15 protein-coding genes are annotated in these 15,138 nt (G+C 71.6%); 6 read left to right on the top strand and 9 right to left on the bottom strand.

Features of this window, described 5'->3' with window-relative positions; translation table 11 throughout:
• Nucleotides 1–11: 11 nt before the first annotated feature.
• Entirely contained in the window at nt 12–236 is a 225-nt protein-coding gene (locus ACGFIW_RS10595) for a hypothetical protein (RefSeq protein ID WP_393312710.1), read from the bottom strand.
• A gap of 381 nt (nt 237–617) precedes the next feature.
• Here ACGFIW_RS10595 and ACGFIW_RS10590 point away from each other — a divergent pair, with 381 nt between their 5' ends.
• Together ACGFIW_RS10590 and ACGFIW_RS10585 are read left to right on the top strand one after the other, a co-directional pair.
• Complete coding sequence (locus tag ACGFIW_RS10590) at nt 618–1,364, top strand: DUF5753 domain-containing protein (protein ID WP_393312708.1); 747 nt, start codon at nt 618–620, stop codon at nt 1,362–1,364.
• On the top strand, nt 1,352–1,558 hold the full coding sequence (locus ACGFIW_RS10585) for a DUF397 domain-containing protein (RefSeq protein ID WP_393312706.1): 207 nt from the start codon (nt 1,352–1,354) through the stop codon (nt 1,556–1,558). Before ACGFIW_RS10590 ends, ACGFIW_RS10585 begins: the two co-directional genes overlap by 13 nt.
• Nucleotides 1,559–1,772: 214 nt before the next feature.
• On the opposite strand, the gene ACGFIW_RS10580 is transcribed toward ACGFIW_RS10585, so the two are convergent.
• Complete coding sequence (locus ACGFIW_RS10580) at nt 1,773–2,009, bottom strand: cold-shock protein (RefSeq protein WP_393312704.1); 237 nt, start codon at nt 2,007–2,009, stop codon at nt 1,773–1,775.
• A 318-nt stretch (nt 2,010–2,327) separates the two neighbouring features.
• Here ACGFIW_RS10580 and ACGFIW_RS10575 point away from each other — a divergent pair, with 318 nt between their 5' ends.
• Nucleotides 2,328–2,528, top strand: a complete 201-nt coding sequence (locus tag ACGFIW_RS10575) for a DUF397 domain-containing protein (protein ID WP_393312702.1) — start codon at nt 2,328–2,330, stop codon at nt 2,526–2,528.
• Between the two features lie 683 nt (nt 2,529–3,211).
• Complete coding sequence (locus ACGFIW_RS10570) at nt 3,212–3,928, top strand: Abi family protein (RefSeq protein WP_393312700.1); 717 nt, start codon at nt 3,212–3,214, stop codon at nt 3,926–3,928.
• Between the two features lie 10 nt (nt 3,929–3,938).
• Here the strand turns inward: ACGFIW_RS10570 and ACGFIW_RS10565 are convergent, their stop codons facing one another.
• The 6 genes from ACGFIW_RS10565 to pdhA all read right to left on the bottom strand — a co-directional run bounded on the left by ACGFIW_RS10565 (nt 3,939) and on the right by pdhA (nt 11,487).
• Nucleotides 3,939–4,124: a hypothetical protein gene (locus tag ACGFIW_RS10565; RefSeq protein WP_393312698.1), complete on the bottom strand. Its 186-nt coding sequence runs from the start codon at nt 4,122–4,124 to the stop codon at nt 3,939–3,941.
• A gap of 276 nt (nt 4,125–4,400) precedes the next feature.
• A complete protein-coding gene (locus ACGFIW_RS10560; RefSeq protein WP_393312696.1) occupies nt 4,401–7,142 on the bottom strand; it encodes a hypothetical protein in 2,742 nt (913 codons plus the stop codon).
• Nucleotides 7,143–7,485: 343 nt separating this feature from the next.
• Entirely contained in the window at nt 7,486–7,623 is a 138-nt protein-coding gene (locus ACGFIW_RS10555) for a hypothetical protein (RefSeq protein WP_165435866.1), read from the bottom strand.
• A gap of 218 nt (nt 7,624–7,841) precedes the next feature.
• Nucleotides 7,842–9,317: a dihydrolipoamide acetyltransferase family protein gene (locus tag ACGFIW_RS10550; protein WP_393312807.1), complete on the bottom strand. Its 1,476-nt coding sequence runs from the start codon at nt 9,315–9,317 to the stop codon at nt 7,842–7,844.
• Nucleotides 9,318–9,322: 5 nt separating this feature from the next.
• On the bottom strand, nt 9,323–10,312 hold the full coding sequence (locus tag ACGFIW_RS10545) for an alpha-ketoacid dehydrogenase subunit beta (RefSeq protein ID WP_393312694.1): 990 nt from the start codon (nt 10,310–10,312) through the stop codon (nt 9,323–9,325).
• A complete protein-coding gene (pdhA, locus tag ACGFIW_RS10540) occupies nt 10,312–11,487 on the bottom strand; it encodes a pyruvate dehydrogenase (acetyl-transferring) E1 component subunit alpha (RefSeq protein ID WP_393312692.1) in 1,176 nt (391 codons plus the stop codon). Before pdhA ends, ACGFIW_RS10545 begins: the two co-directional genes overlap by 1 nt.
• 521 nt (nt 11,488–12,008) lie before the next feature.
• On the opposite strand from pdhA, the gene ACGFIW_RS10535 reads away from it, so the two are divergent.
• Nucleotides 12,009–12,905, top strand: a complete 897-nt coding sequence (locus ACGFIW_RS10535) for a hypothetical protein (RefSeq protein WP_393312690.1) — start codon at nt 12,009–12,011, stop codon at nt 12,903–12,905.
• A gap of 283 nt (nt 12,906–13,188) precedes the next feature.
• Nucleotides 13,189–13,812, top strand: coding sequence for a phosphatase PAP2 family protein (locus ACGFIW_RS10530; RefSeq protein WP_393312688.1), 624 nt, complete (start codon nt 13,189–13,191; stop codon nt 13,810–13,812).
• An 84-nt stretch (nt 13,813–13,896) separates the two neighbouring features.
• Here the strand turns inward: ACGFIW_RS10530 and ACGFIW_RS10525 are convergent, their stop codons facing one another.
• Nucleotides 13,897–15,120: a hypothetical protein gene (locus tag ACGFIW_RS10525; protein ID WP_393312686.1), complete on the bottom strand. Its 1,224-nt coding sequence runs from the start codon at nt 15,118–15,120 to the stop codon at nt 13,897–13,899.
• Between the last annotated feature and the right edge of the window lie 18 nt (nt 15,121–15,138).

Genomic DNA, 15,138 nt, shown 5'->3' with positions numbered 1-15,138 from the left:
TCAGACTGCCCTCAGCTTCGATGCCCTACCACGACAGGACATCGGTGCAGGTCTCCCACCTCCACTCGATCGAATAGCGCCTCGTGGCGCACGTAGCCCTCAATCCAGACCCACCCTTCGTAGGTGTATCGCTCGGGGAACTCGCGAATCACCCGCACATTGATCGGGCGAAGGAACTGCACGCTCGCCGCGGTGGTCAGGCGGACCAAGTCGCCGGCCTTCATCTCCCCCGTCATCTCGACACCCACCGACTGGCCGGGACGCGGTTGCGCCGCTCCATCGGCGGGACCGGGAACGGTCCGACCGGGACGATGGTCCCAGGCGGCCAGGGTGCGGGTGGTGGTGTCAACCGCTCAGGCTGCGGATTGGGCTTCGGCTCAGGCTTCGGTTCGGGTGGCTTGTCCGGCACGCGCGCTCTCCCTGCTCGTAGCTGTGGGAAGGGGCCGCCCTCGTGAAGTGCCCACCAGAGGGCGGCCCCGGTACAACTCGACCGGCGGCTCACCCCTGCGCATCAGCCGACCACGTCGTGTGCCTCTACCTTGCCGAGGGTTGCCTGCCAAACACACCGCGTAGGACTATGGACATAGGACGTAATTACCAAATCACTGTGGGGCGGCATGAACCGAGCTGTGCTGGCAGCAATGGCCGAGACCGGCCACACTACGGATAGCCTCGCGACGCAGACTGGTGCCGATCCAAAGACCGTCGCGCGATGGGCAAACCCGGGACGGATTCCGCAGCACCGGTACCGCACCCAGGTCGCACAACTCCTTCGGCGCGAGGTCGGCGAGTTATGGCCGGACGTCATACGCCGTGAGCCGGACTGGTTCCGCCAGTGGGCCGACCATGAGCGCGAAGCTACCGCCTTGCGCTGGTATGAGTCGTCAGTGCTTCCCGGGCTTCTTCAGACCGCCGACTACGCCCGTGCGGTGCTCGGCAGCAGCCCAGACGCAGCCGGCGATGTTGCAGGCTTCGTCGAGACTCGGCTTCAACGGCAAGCCGCGGTCTTCGATCGACCGCACCCGCCGCTGACCGTGTTCGTCATCGACGAGGCGGCGCTTCGACGCGGCGACCCCGACGTGATGGCCGATCAGCTCGACCATATGGTCACGCTCGCGGCGCGGCCGACGGTCATGATTCATGTGCTGCCGCTGCGAGCGGGTTTCCACCCCGGACAGGCGGGCCCGTTCATCATCGCGACGGGCAAAGACGGGGAAGACGTCGGATATCTCGACGACCAGGCCGCAGGGCACATCACTAATGACGTTGCTCCGTTGTGGGCGGTGTGGGATACCGTGAGGTCAGTTTCGCTCCCGCGAGACCAGACCATCGAAGTGATGAGAGCGCGAGCATGGATGACCTGACCAGCGCCCCGCAGTGGCGCACGAGCACCCGCAGCAGCTCGAACGGTGGGGCGTGCGTGGAGGTCGCCGATAACCTCCCCGGCGTCGTGCTCGTTCGCGACACCAAAGACCGCGACGGCGGAACGCTGACCTTCGGCCCCGCGGCGTGGCAGGGCTTCGTCAGCTTCGCGAAGGCCCACAGCCCCATCGCCTGACAGCATCGCAAAGAGGCCCCTGACATTCGCGTCGGGGGCCTCTTTGCGTCTCGCGTAGGAGTCGCCTCACGCGTTCCAAGCGGCTCCGCGTAGCTCCTGTAGGTAGGTGTATGCGGACCGGAACGAGCGGCCGGTCGCCTGGGCGGCCTCAGCGGCGGAGAGCGCCGGTTTAGCGGCGAGCAGAGCGGCGACCTGCGCGCGAGCGCCGCTGGCATCAGAGAGTGGTGATCTTGACCGCCCGTGCGGGGTAGCCGTCCTGGCCTGGAATTTCGTAGTGACATCGCACCCGCTGCCCTGGTTCAAGGCTTCGGTATTCGGTCGGCCCGGCGACGATGTGGCTGAAGTGCACCCAGACCGTCAGGCCAACGTGATCGAGGGCGACAGTTCCCCATCCCTCGTCGCGATTCCAGGTTTTCACCACGCCGGTGTCCTGCGGGCCCTGATCACTCACAGGTGCCAGGGTATGGGCTCGGCGGCGGCCGGGCAGGGAAGCTGCCGTGCCCGGCCTCCAAACGCCACACAGCGACCCACATCGAAGGCAGACTGCCATCGGCACGCGCTGGTACCCAAAGAAGCCGGCGATCAACGATCGCCGATCGACCATGACGGCAGGTGGTGATTGCTGCCAGCACCGACAACCGAACCGCGGGTTATCTCGACACCCAACTTCACGGCCAGGTGGCGTCCGAACCGGCGGACTTGGTCCTCCTCATGGGAGAATGGGAGGACGTTCGCAGTCGATCACACTCGTAAGGGAAGTGGCGAAGATATGGACGTGAAGACCGCGCGCTGGCGCAAGTCGTCTTACTCGTCGTCTAACGGGGGCTCGTGTGTCGAGGTCGCCGACAACCTGGCGGGCGTAGTCCTCGTGCGCGACACCAAAGACCGCGACGGCGGAACGTTGACCTTCGACCCCGCCGCGTGGCAGGGCTTCGTCGGCTTCGCGAAGGCGCACGGCCCCGTCGCCTGACCGCATCGACAGAAAGGTCCCCGACACCCCATTCGCGTCGGGGGCTTTCTGCGTCTCGCGTAAGGGTCGCCTCATGCGTTTGAAGCGGCTGGGACATAGCTCGTTCAGGTAGGTGTAGACGGACCGGAGCGACCGGCCGGTCGCCTGGGTGGCCTCGGCGGCGGCGACCTGCGCCCGAGGCAGCACCGGCCGCTAGTGTGAGCGAGTGGTCGAAGCCCGGCCCGCCGGCCCACCCGGCGTCGTCTTCGTGCTGCCGACCGCCCGGCGGATCGGCGCGCAACTCCGCGTCGGCGGCGGACCCCACCTTGGCGAGGTGCGTTTCGCCGCGCCGGCTGCGACGGCACGCCCTGTGGACGGCATCAACCAGCCGAAGCTTCCCTCTGAGCTGGGTACGATTGCTCTCAAGACCCCGGCTAACCTCTGCCTCCTGGCACGCTCCCGGGGTTTGACCCACCTCAGCGCCGAACGTAGTAGAATCACTACGAACGCTCTGGGCGCCCTCGGGCCACCAGAGTTCTGGCTCCTAACTTTGGAATGGCGCTCACCGACTTCGGTGGGCGCCATTCCGGTTTCCCGGCCGTTTCCAGCACGTCCGACGTGGAGACGGGCCGCCAGCGCCCTACGCTGTCCAGGCGCCCAGCGATCCAGGGCGCTGACCCTCGTTCCGGAAGTGGGGACGCCGCGTGCCTGACGCCACCGCACAGCTACTGCAGCAGCGATTCTCACCCGAGCGGCTGGGCCCCTACCAGGCGGCCGTCGGTGGCGACCTCGACAAAGCGGTGGCGCTCTACGAGTGGAACGCGAAGATGAGTGGCATCTTCTGGATCACCCTCGGGCACGTCGAGGTGCTGATCCGCAACGCGATGCACCAGCAGCTCACCAACTGGTCCACCCGGCAACACCAGGAATCTCGTTGGTATCTCGACCCCGGCAACGTCTTCGACCCGCGGCGTCTGAAAGAGATCGCCGAGGCCCGCAGACGTGCCACCCGCGACGGCCGCCAGGAGACACCCGGCAGGGTCGTAGCCGAACTGAACTTCGGATTCTGGCGCTACCTGCTCATCAGCTCCTACGACCGGTCCCTCTGGCCCCACCTGCGCAACGCCTGGCCCAGCAAGCTCCTACGCCGCGAGGTTCAGGAGCCGCTCACCGAACTGCACGAGTTCCGCAACCGGCTCGCCCATCACGAGCCGATCTACAACCGGCCGATCAAGGAGTTGCACGCCAAAGCACTAAACCTTGCCTCCTGGACCTGCCCAGACACGGCGGCCTGGATCACGTCACGGTGCGAGGTGCTTGCCGCCCTTGCTGCTCGGCCCTGGACCTCAGGCACCCCGAGCACGCCCCCGCAGCGAGGTGTCAGCCGATACCACCCAGCCCGGCCCATGCCCAAGCGGTAAGTCGGGCCGGTCACGCGGAGCGGGCCGGCAAGCCCAGCTGCTCGCGCACCGCCGCGTCGAGTTCGGGCGTCCAGCGGGCGCGGGCATCTTCCAAGCGGCGGCGGGCGCGCGCCAGGCCGTCCTTGGTCACGACGATGCCGACCGCGGCGAGCAGCGCCATGGTGTCGGTGCCGCTGTGCGGATTCTGGCTAACCATGACCGCAGAGTATCCCTGGCCAGGTCAGCCACCACCCCAACATGGTGCGGCCCTCAACCCGCGTCAGGTTGAGGACCGCTGACGTGCGGCCAGGTGGCGTCCGAACCAGCGGATCTGGTCCTCCTCACGACAGCATGGGAGAACGTTCGCGGTGCGGCACTATCACGCTTCACCGTGTGTGGGCGACGCGCGGAACTGCGCGCTCGGGGGTCGCCGTCGTCGGCGGGTACGACGACGGCGGAGCCACGGTTGCCCGTGACCCCGCCGTCGGTGGAGTTACTGCCCTGCGGGCTTGAGGCAGAGCACCCGGTTGGTGCCGCTGCCCGGCAGCACCACGTGCGGCTGCGTCGTGTCGGTGCACTTCTCCTTCGCGTCCACCCTGGAGACGATGGAGAAGGAACCCGCCTCGCCACAGTTCGCCGCGGAGGCCCCACCCTGACCGGACTGCTTCACGCAGCTACCGACCGCCGGATCGAACGGCGCGGGGTCGTCCTTGCCGACCTTCCCGAGGAGCAGCAGCAGGCCGAGCGGCACCGCCAGGATGAGCACCGCGGCGATCAGTACCGCGGCCAGCACCCGGCCGTTGCGTACCTTCGGTGTCGGTAGCTCCGCCTTGGGACTGTCGGCGGCGTCCGGCTTGAACGAGTCGAACCGGCCCTGATCCGACTGGCCAGGCTCCTGGCCCCAGGACGGTACGGGCTGCGGCGGTGGCGGGAAGGCCGGCGGGAAACCGCCGCCCGGCACCGACTCGGTCGCCGGCCCGCCGAACCCTGGCCCGTCGGAACCCGGTCCGCCGAAGTTCGGTGCGCCGAAGGTCGACGTGCCGCCGACCGCGGCGGAGCCGGCGGCAGGTGGGCCGCCGAACTGGTCGGCTGGCCGCTCGGCACCGCCGTGTGGCCGCGTGCCGTTCACCGGCCGGTTGTTGCCCGGCGTGTCGACGAAGGACGGCACGCCGGGAGGGAACGCCGGAGGCGGCGGCGGGGCCGCACCGAACGCGTTCGGTGCGGGCTGCCGGTCGTCGAAGCGCGGCTCGGCGGCGGGCTCACCGCCCCAGCCGATCTGGCGCGGCGGCTCGTTCTGCCAGTCCGGTGCACCCTGCCGCGGCGGGTCGTTCTGCCAATCCGGGGCGGCCTGGCGCTGGGAGTCGCTCTGCCAGTCCGGTGCGCTCTGCCGCTGCGGGTCGTTCTGCCAGTCCGGTGGGCCCTGGCGCTGGGAGTCGTTCTGCCAGTCCGGTGAACCCTGGCGATCGGCACCCGGGTCGGCCTGGAACGCCTCCGGCTCCGGCTCGTTGTCGGGCTCGGGTCGCGCCGGCCGGCCGTACACCCGGGGTTGGGGTGTGGCCGTGCCAGTCGGACGGATGGCCTGGTCGGTCGGGGGCATCACCCGGCTGGCCAGCGGCACCGAAGCGCTTGCCGTGGCCTTGGCCGCCGCGCCGGCTGCCGACTCGGCGTCCGACACCGGCACCACCGCGCGGCCCGCTCCGGCCTCCGGAGAGGTACGCGGTGCGGGCACCACCGCGCCACTCGCGGGAGCGTCCTCGGCGCGGCCCCAACCGGTCGGGTCCGCCTCGTACTGTGCGGCGACGTCCGGTGCCTCCCGCTCGGGGTACGCGGGCTGCTCCGGGATCGGAGCGAACTGGGCCTGGGGCACGTAGTCGGCCGGCGGGGCAGCCGCCAGGCTGGCGCCCGGCACGCGCTGCTCCTGAGGAGGCAGCGGCACCGCGTTCGCCGGTGAGATGCCCGGCGCGGGACCGGGTTGGTAGGCCGGAGCGTCGTCGGCCCGGTCCGCCTCCCAGCCGCCACGGGCCTGGGCGGAGGCTTCCGCTTCGGCGCGACCCCACACCTCGCCGGGTGCCCACGGCTCGACCTCGGCCGCAGCATCCTTGCCGGGCACGCTGGCGCTGGCACGGGAGGGAAGGCCGCTCTGCTGCGCCGGCGTGGGCTGGTCCTGCGGCGACAGCACCCAATCGGGTTGTTGCGGACGGCTCTCGGCCTCGCCCCAGCCGGCTGGCTGCGCGGGCTGGTCCTGCCGCGCGTCGCCGTCAGCCCACCCGGCAGGCTGCACCTGCTGCTGGGCGGCCCAGCCACCCGAGCGGGCCGGATCGTCCGGTCCGGGCCAGTTCGGCGCTGGCGCCGGCGCCGGCACCTGGGCCGCGCCACGGGCCGCGTTGGGTTTGGCCGCCTGCCCCCACGCGGGGGCGGGCTGCTCGGCCGGCTCGGCGGGTTGGCCCCAGGTCGGCGGCGACTGCGGCGCCGGCGGCCACCCGGACTGGTCGTCGCGTCCCGCCGCGCTGGCGGGCCAGCCGCCGCTGCCGGACGCCTCGTCCTGCTGGGCTCCGCCGGACCAGTTGGCGGCCTGCGACTCGGGCTGCGGCGACTCGGCTCCGCGCCACTCAGCGGTGGGCGGGTTGGCGTGCGCCGCGCCACCCCAGCCGCCGGCGTTGGCCGGATCCTGCTGGGCGGGCCAGGCTGCGGTGGCCGGAGGCACCTGCGCGGCGCCCCGCGCGGGCGGCTGGGCCTGCGCCCAGTCGGGCTGCTCGGTGGCGTTCGGGGTCCAGGTGGGGGCGGGCGCGCTCTGCTCAGCCGGCGTCCAGCCCTGCTGTGGCTGTGTGGCCCAGGCTGGCTGCGCCGGAGCCGGTGCGCTGTCGCCGCCGGGCCAGGTGCCGGGCTGCTGGTGCGGCGGCTCGCTCGCGCCACCGCCGGCCGCCCACGCGGGCTGCGCCGGGTCGTTGGGCTGCGGGGCGGTGGTGCCCCAGGCGGGCTGCGCCGGGTCGTTGGGCTGCGGGGCAGCGGCGGCACCCCAGGCGGGGGCCGGTGGTTGCTCGGACTGGGTGGCCCATGCCGGCGTCGACGCGTCGGGCCGCGCCGGTGGCGGGGGCGCCCAGCCCAGGTCTGGGCCGGTGGCGTTGTGGCCGTTGTCCGGCTGCGCCGGGCGGTCGCCGTACGGCGCCGGTCCGCCGGCGCCCGTTGACACCTCGTCCGGCTCCTGGCCGGTGCGGTGCGGGCCCTCGGACGTCATGGGTGCGCCTCCTCCATCACATGTCGGCTCGCCGGTGCCGATCGGTCTCCTCGGCATGGCTGCCGGCGTCACCGGCGTACCGCTGTGCCGGCTCCCCGCACGGTATCGGGTGGTGGCACGGCACGTCCAAGGAGCACCGGTCGTCACTCCCCGTATCCGGTTGGTGTCGAGCAGTTTCGGTTGGCTCGGCCTCTGTCGGGTCGGCGGGCGGCGACCGAAGCCCACCGTACCGGGCGCTGCGGCAGGGCGGAATCCCGGTGGTGGGTGGCCGGGAACGCCGATGGCCCACCCGGCGGGCCGGGTGGGCCATCGATCTGGAGGAGGTGAGGAAAGTCGTGGAGCGTCAGCTCATGTGACGCTGGGCGATGACGAGGATTTCCTCGCGAACTGCCGGCGAGTTCGCCGAGCGCAGCGCGTGCTCGATGGCACGGGCGCGGCGGGTGGCGTCGCGGTGGTTGCGGATTCGCTCGATCATGCTCATTGGTGGGTCCCCCTAGCTATTCGGTTGTCAGCCCCTGATGAGTCCATTCAACAGCAGAACCCCGAGAACTTCCATCGATTATTAGGTGAGCTGGGACACCTGCCTAACAATCGAAGGTCAACAGGCCGCCTGGCCGACGCTTCCGTTGCCCAAACGACACGGCCGGTGTGCCGGGTGTTAACCCGTGGCACACCGGCCGTGGCTGGCGTCGCGAACGATCAGGTCCAGGCGAGCAGCGCCGCCTCCGGATCGGTGAGGAAGTCACCGATGTCACGCAGGAACTTCGAGCCCAACTCGCCGTCGATGATCCGGTGGTCGAAGCTCAGCCCCAGGGTGGTGACCTGACGGACCTTGACCTTGCCCTTGTGCACCCAGGGCATCTCCCGCACCGCGCCGAAGGCCAGGATCGCCGACTCACCCGGCGGCAGGATCGGAGTGCCCGTGTCCACCCCGAACACGCCGACGTTGGTGATGGTCAGCGTGCCGCCGGACATGGCCGCCGGGGAGGTGCGCCCGGACTTCGCCGTCTGCACCAGGTCGGTGAGCGAGTCCGCCAACTCCCGCAACGAGAGTCGGCCGGCGTCCTTGATGTTCGGCACGATCAGGCCCCGCTCGGTGGCCGCCGCGATGCCGAGGTTGACGTACTCCTTCACCACGATCTCGTCGCCGGCCCACGTCGAGTTGACCATCGGGTGACGCCGCACCGCCAGCAGCACCGCCTTCGCCACCAGCAGCAGCGGCGAGACCCGGACGTCACGCCACTCGCGCCGGCCGCGCAGCCGGTCCAGTGCCTTCATCGCCCGGGTCACGTCGACGGTCAGGAACTCGGTGACGTGCGGGGCGGTGAACGCCGAGCGGGACATGTTCTCGGCGGTGAGCTTGCGGACCCCCTTGACCGGGATGCGCTGCTCCCGGTCCGCGCCGAAGCTGGGGGCCGTCGCCACCGCGATCGGCTCGGCAGCCACCGCCGTCGCACCGCTCGCCGCCTGCTGGACGTCCTCCCGGGTGATCGAGCCGAGCGGCCCCGACCCGGCAAGTGCGCCAAGATCAACCCCAAGATCCTTGGCAAGCTTCCGCACCGGCGGCTTCGCCAACACCGCCCCGCCGCTCGCCCCGCCGCGTCGATCATGGACTTGTGGTGCCGGAATCGTGGAGGTAGCGGCTGGTTTGTCACCCACCACAACTCCATGATCGACCCCAGCGGGGGCGGCGGGCTGGGCGGGGACGGGGGCGTTCTTGCGGGGGCGGCGCTTTGCGGCCGTGGTTCGTGGGCCGTAGCCGACAAGCACCGCCGTTCGGCCGCCCGGGGCGACGCCGCCGATCAGGCCCGGCTCCACCATGCCCTCGGCCGGGGCCAGCTCCACCGCCGCCAGCGAAGCCGCCGACGGGGTGGGCAGGTCGCCGCTGGGCGTGGCAGTGGTCGACGGCGCCTCCAGCGGACCGGCACCCGGGTCGGTGTCGATCGCGATGATCGGCGTACCGACCTCGACAGTGGTGCCCTCCGGGTGGTGGATCGCCTGCACCTGCCCGGCCCACTTCGCCGGGATCTCCACCGCCGCCTTGGCCGTCTCGACCTCGACGATCGGTTGGTTCAGCTCGATCGTGTCGCCGACCTTGACCAGCCAGGCCAGGATCTCGCCCTCGGTCAGCCCCTCGCCCAGGTCGGGCAGGTTGAACGTCTTGATCCGGGACATGGCGCTCACCAGCCGAAGGTGCGGTCGACGGCGTCGAGCACCCGGTCGAGATCGGGCAGGTACTCCTCTTCGACCCGGGCGGCCGGGTAGGGGGTGTCGAAGCCGGTCACCCGCAGCACCGGCGACTCCAGGGAGTAGAAGCACTCCTCGGTGATCCGGGCGGCCAACTCGGCGCCGAGGCCGAGGTTCGACGGCGCCTCGTGCACCACGACCGCACGGCCGGTGCGCCTCACCGACTCGTACGCCGCCGCCAGGTCCAGCGGGGAGAGCGAGCGCAGGTCGATGACCTCCAGCTCCCGGCCGTCCTCCGCGGCGGCGGTCGCCGCCTCCAGGCACGTCCGCACCATCGGCCCGTAGGCCAGCACCGTCACGTCCGTGCCGGGCCGCACCACGCGGGCCGAGTGCAGGGGGTACGCGTCGGACAGCGGCGCGTCCAGGTCGACCTGACCCTTCTCCCAGTAGCGCCGCTTGGGCTCCAGGAAGACGATCGGGTCGTCCGAGGCGACAGCCTGCTGGATCATCACGTACGCGTCCTGCGGGTTGGAGCAGGTCACCACCTTCAGGCCGGCCGTGTGCGCGAAGTACGCCTCGGGCGACTCGGAGTGGTGCTCGACCGCGCCGATGCCGCCGCCGTACGGGATGCGGATCACCATCGGGATGTTGAGCTTGCCGGCGGAGCGGTAGTGCATCTTCGCCACCTGCGACACGATCTGGTCGTACGCGGGGTAGACGAAGCCGTCGAACTGGATCTCGCAGATCGGCCGGTAGCCACGGATGGCGAGGCCGACAGCGGTGCCGATGATGCCGGACTCGGCCAGCGGGGTGTCGATCACCCGCTGGTCGCCGAAGTCCTTCTGGAGCCCGTCGGTGATCCGGAAGACGCCGCCGAGCTTGCCGACGTCCTCGCCCATGATGATGACCTTGGGGTCGTTCTCCAGGGCGCGGCGCAGGCCGGTGTTGAGGGCCTTGCCGATGGTGAGCGTCTCCGTGGCCATCAGTGGGCGCTCCCCTCGAACGACTCCATGTAGCGGCTGAACTGCGCACGTTGCTCGTCGAGCAGCGGGGAACCGTTCGGGTAGACGTGGTCGAACATCGTCACCGGCTCCGGGTTGGGCATGTCGAGCACCCGCTCACGCAGGTGCACCGACTCGCGGCGGGCCTGCTCGTCGACGTCGGCGAAGAAGGCCGCGTCGGCGATCTGCTGCTTCTCCAGGAACGCCCTGACCCGGGTGATGGGGTCCTTGGCCTGCCACGCCTCGACCTCGCTGGCGATGCGGTAGCGGGTCGGGTCGTCGGAGGTGGTGTGCGCGCCCATCCGGTAGGTGTACGCCTCGATCAGGCTGGGGCCCTGCCCGTGGCGGGCGTTGTCCAGCGCCGTGCGGGTGACCGCGTACGAGGCCAGCACGTCGTTGCCGTCCACCCGTACGCCGGGGAAGCCGAAGCCGGCGGCCCGCTGGTAGAGCGGGACGCGGGTCTGCCGCTCCAACGGCTCGGAGATCGCGTACTGGTTGTTCTGGCAGAAGAAGACGAGCGGGGCGTTGAACACGCTCGCCCAGACGAACGCCTCGTTCACGTCGCCCTGGCTGGTGGCCCCGTCGCCGAAGTAGGCGATCGCGGCCTCGCCGTCGTCGGTACCGGTCTTGCCGTCCATGGTGATGCCCATGGCGTAGCCGGTCGCGTGCAGGGTCTGCGCGCCGATGACGATCGTGTACATGTTGAACTTGAACTCGTTCGGGTCCCAACCGCCCTGGTCGACACCGCGGAACAGACCGAGCGGCATGATCGGGTCGATGCCCCGGCAGTAGAGGACGCCGTGCTCCCGGTAGGTCGGGAAGGCCATGTCCTGCGTCCGCAGCGCCCGCCCCGATCCGACCTGCGCGGCCTCCTGGCCGAGCAGGCTGGCCCAGAGGCCCAGCTCGCCCTGGCGCTGGAGCGCGGTCGCCTCGGCGTCCAGCTTGCGGACCAGCACCAGATCGCGGTAAAGGCCGCGGTACTCCTCGTCGGTGAAGTCGACGCGGTATTCGGTGCCGTCCGGCCCGGTGACGCTGTCGATCCGCTCGCCGTCGGGGGTGAGCAACTGCACCAGCTCGGGGTCGCCGGCCGTGCCCTTCTTGGAGCGGGGTGCCGCCCGCCTGCCGCGGGTGGTGCCCCCGGGGTCGCCCTTTGCCATCGGTCTCTCCCTGTCGTGTCTGCGTCGGCACCGGGGGTAACCCGGCCACGCAACTCGTGCGCCTGTCCGGCTTCTGCCGGACCGGTTCCTGGCGGCCGCGCCTAGCCCCGGTGGGGGTTGCCGCACGGCGTGAGCCGGGTTCTGGCCGAACCCGGATCGGGAGCGCCGGCGCCGGGCCGCGCCTGCCGCGAGGGTGCGCGGAGGTCACGGCTGCGTTGCCGTCGTGCTCCATATTCGCAGAGCAGGTGAGCGCGCCCACAGTACGCCCGCCCCGGATTCCGACAGCCCACCCTTTGCGGCCGTTTGTCGCCATCATGCCGGCCTGCGGTGCACAGGCGACCCGGCGATGATTCGTCACCGTTCGGACAGCATCGCGTGTCGACACGCGGTGGAGACTGGCTAACGGAGGGTGACTGGGTCAGGCTGATTCCCGCAGGATCGCGCCTATCAGGTCATATGCCGGCTTTGGGGCTGGCGGCGTCCATCCATGTCCTCCGACGGCCGACGACAAGGGGTGTGCGGTGCACGAGCCAGGTGATGGTCCCGGCACACCAGCACTCGGTCGGCATCGGTCGGCCGGTGGCTACCGGCGGGTGGTCGGTGTCCACCGTGCCCCCGGCGCGGGCGGCGCCACCCGGGGTTACCTGCTCACCGTCGCCCTGCTGGCCGGCACCGCGTCGATGCCCATCCTCGCCGCGATAAGCGCGGGCTCGGCCACCCCGGGCAGCACCGCGCTGCCGGACAGCAGCACCCCGTTCATCACGACCCCGTCGGTCGGGCCGGTGGTGATCCCGCTGCCGATGACCAGCCAGCCGGTGCTCCCGCCACCCGGCACACCAAGCGTCGGGCCGACCAGCGGCTGGCTGCCCGCGTCTCCGGGGCGTACCTCGGAAGGGCCTCCATCGGAGCCGACCGGCCGCGGCCGGGTGGCGACCTACCCACCGCCGCCGCCGAAGCCCACCCGTGGCACCTGGCCCGCCATGCCCCCACCCGGCCCCCCGGACCCGACGGACCCCGACCCGACGGACCCCGACCCGACGGACCCCGACCCGACGGATCCAGGCCCGACCGACCCGGATCCGACCGACCCAGGCCCGACCGACCCCGACCCGGACCCGACCGACCCCGATCCGACCGACCCCGATCCGACCGACCCGGATCCGGCTCCGACCTCGACCCTGGAGCCGACGCCCACCTGGGAGCCGACACCCACGTTGGACCCCGCGCCGACACCCGCGCCCACGCTGACGGACGCCCCGACGGCGACCGCCGTGCCGACCAGGGCGCCGTCCGCGCCGGTCAGCACCCCCGGGCCACCCGCCACCCCCGCCGCACCGACCAGTCAGCCCGGCCCAGCGGTCCCGTCGCCTCGGGCCGTGGCCCCAACGCCGACCGACGGCCGGTCCGCGCTGGCCTGACCGATGCGCCCCACGGTGTCTGTTCCCTCGGCGCTGACCGGCGGCCGGTCCGTGCTGGCCTGACCGATGCGCCCCACGGTGTCTGTTCCCTCGGCGCGCTGACGGCGGCCGGTCCGTGCTGGCCTGACCGATGCGCCCCACGGTGTCTGTTCCCTCGGCGCGCTGACCGGCGGCCGGTCCTCGCTCGGCTGACCGACGCGTCCCACGTGGCTCGCGACGGTACGGTGACGATCAGGCGTGGCTGACCCGGTTTCGACGGTGGGCACGTACCGGAGGGGGTGGCGTGGGCGGCGGTGCGAAACTCCGCCCGGTCATCGCCCGGCCCGGCCCGGGGCTGCGGGTCGCCCGGCTGGTCACCGAGGTGAGCGCGCCGGCCGTGCTGGTGTCGCTGTTGATCGTCACCGTGAGCTGGCACAGCGCGCGCCGCCCGGGCCAGGGGCTGGTCTGGGGTCTGCTCGCCACGCTGTTCGTCATCGGCATTCCGTTCGCCTACGTCGTCGGCGGGGTACGCCGTGGCCGGCTCACCGACCACCACGTCGGCCGTCGGGAGCAGCGCCGTGCGCCGCTGCTTGTCGGCCTCGCCTCGGTGACCGCGGGGCTCGCCCTGCTCGTCGTGCTCGGTGCGCCCCGCCCGGTGCTGGCGCTGGCCGTGGCCGGGCTGGTCGGCCTCGTGGTCGCCGTGTCGGTGAGCCACTGGTGGAAGATGTCGATCCACTCGGCGGTGGCCGCCGGCGCACTTGTCATCCTGATGCTGACCTTCGGGGCCCGGCTGGTCGTCGCCGCACCGCTGCTGGTGTTGGTCGGCTGGTCCCGGGTGCGGCTGCGGGATCACACAGTGTCGCAGGTGCTCGCCGGTGGTGTGCTCGGTGCGCTGATCGCCGCGGTGGTCTTCGGCGCGCTGCGCTGACCCGCGAGCTACCCCCGACGGGGCCCGCCACCGGGGCGGACGAGAGCCGGGGCGGACGACATGCCGCCCGCCCCGGGTGGACCGTCAGGCGCCGTCGTCGGCGAGGCGGTGCCGGTTGGCCTCGATCCAGGCATCCAGAGCGGCCGGGTCGTCCGGGTCCACCCCGTCGGCCATCAACTGCGCCACCGCGGCGGTCGCCGGGCTGCGCCGCTCACCCGTCGAGTAGAGGCGGGCGAACTCCGGCACCATCTCCTCGATCGCCTCGTCGGTGCGCGTCGCCGCCGCCTCGGGCAGCCCGCGCTGCCGGGACGCGTACCGCGCCCAGGCGCGCAGCACCCGGGGCAGCATCGCCGCGTCGTCCATGTCCAGCACCGCGCGGCGGTGCACCCAGTCGAGCAGGAACAGCCCGGACACCGCCGGGCTCCAGCGCATCGGGTCGCCGTCCGGGAAACTCGCCGAATGGTCCAGCACCAGGCTCAGGCAGAAGTGCAGGGAGGCCAACTCCGCGCCGTCGACGGTGTCCAGCCCGAAGCGGGCGGCCTCCGGCGCGGCGAGGAACCGCCGGACCAGGTCGGTGCGCTCGGCTGCGGAGAGCGGCTCGACCTGCGCCGGGCCGGTCGGATCGGCAGCGGTGGGCAGCAACGCCAGCCGGGCACCGACAAGCGCCCGGTCGGTCGCCAGGGAACCCTCGCCGGGCAACTCGCCGAGGTCGTCGGTCACCGCGAGGTGGCGGGCCACCTCGCCCCGGAGCCGGGCCGGATTCTCGGTCCGGAACCAGGTCAACTCGTCGTCGGCGCACATCTGTCGGACCTGGTCCAGGATCCGTTCCGCCGGCCCACCGACGAAGATGTCCTTGGTGATCCCGATGTTGTGGTCCACCAGGGCCACCAGCGCGTGCTCGCCGCCACCGGAGGCGTCGTCGTACGCGAAGGTGGCGAGGTAGGAGGTCTGGTCGCCGTACACGTCGCCGTAGGCCCAGGTGCCGGTGAGGTGCACCCGGCCGAGCTGCCCGGACCAGGCGGGGGCCTGGCTGCCCGGACGGACCCGCTCGGTGCCCTCGGCGTCCGGGACGAGCGCGGCGAACACCTGTCGGATGGTGGTGGCCGCCGCGATCCGGCGGCGCGCGGTGGCGGCGAGGAAGCCGGTGACGAACTCCCGTACGGCGGTGTCGCGGTCGGTTTCCGCGATGGCGTAGACACTGCCCAGCAGCGCGCTGCCGAGCATCTCGGCGTCGAGGGCGGACTCCAGCTTGGTCACGTCGCGTGCGGCGTGCAGCACCGCGTCGTAGGGGGTCTCAGGCGTGGCCATGCTCCGACCCTACGCCGC

The organism is Micromonospora sp. NPDC048935, from assembly GCF_043197875.1.
Lineage (GTDB): Bacteria > Actinomycetota > Actinomycetes > Mycobacteriales > Micromonosporaceae > Micromonospora.
The sequence above is the reverse complement of the archived record's forward strand: the minus strand, read 5'-3'. Positions and strand labels throughout refer to the sequence as shown.

What these genes read in the sequence shown, in the direction of transcription:
- ACGFIW_RS10555 (WP_165435866.1), bottom strand. Translation starts at nt 7,623, where the DNA reads ATGAGCATGATCGAGCGAATCCGCAACCACCGCGACGCCACCCGCCGC.
- ACGFIW_RS10585 (WP_393312706.1), top strand. Translation starts at nt 1,352, where the DNA reads ATGGATGACCTGACCAGCGCCCCGCAGTGGCGCACGAGCACCCGCAGC.
- ACGFIW_RS10545 (WP_393312694.1), bottom strand. Translation starts at nt 10,312, where the DNA reads ATGGCCACGGAGACGCTCACCATCGGCAAGGCCCTCAACACCGGCCTG.
- ACGFIW_RS10590 (WP_393312708.1), top strand. Translation starts at nt 618, where the DNA reads ATGAACCGAGCTGTGCTGGCAGCAATGGCCGAGACCGGCCACACTACG.
- pdhA (WP_393312692.1), bottom strand. Translation starts at nt 11,487, where the DNA reads ATGGCAAAGGGCGACCCCGGGGGCACCACCCGCGGCAGGCGGGCGGCA.
- ACGFIW_RS10560 (WP_393312696.1), bottom strand. Translation starts at nt 7,142, where the DNA reads ATGACGTCCGAGGGCCCGCACCGCACCGGCCAGGAGCCGGACGAGGTG.
- ACGFIW_RS10575 (WP_393312702.1), top strand. Translation starts at nt 2,328, where the DNA reads ATGGACGTGAAGACCGCGCGCTGGCGCAAGTCGTCTTACTCGTCGTCT.
- ACGFIW_RS10595 (WP_393312710.1), bottom strand. Translation starts at nt 236, where the DNA reads ATGACGGGGGAGATGAAGGCCGGCGACTTGGTCCGCCTGACCACCGCG.
- ACGFIW_RS10550 (WP_393312807.1), bottom strand. Translation starts at nt 9,317, where the DNA reads ATGTCCCGGATCAAGACGTTCAACCTGCCCGACCTGGGCGAGGGGCTG.
- ACGFIW_RS10525 (WP_393312686.1), bottom strand. Translation starts at nt 15,120, where the DNA reads ATGGCCACGCCTGAGACCCCCTACGACGCGGTGCTGCACGCCGCACGC.
- ACGFIW_RS10565 (WP_393312698.1), bottom strand. Translation starts at nt 4,124, where the DNA reads ATGGTTAGCCAGAATCCGCACAGCGGCACCGACACCATGGCGCTGCTC.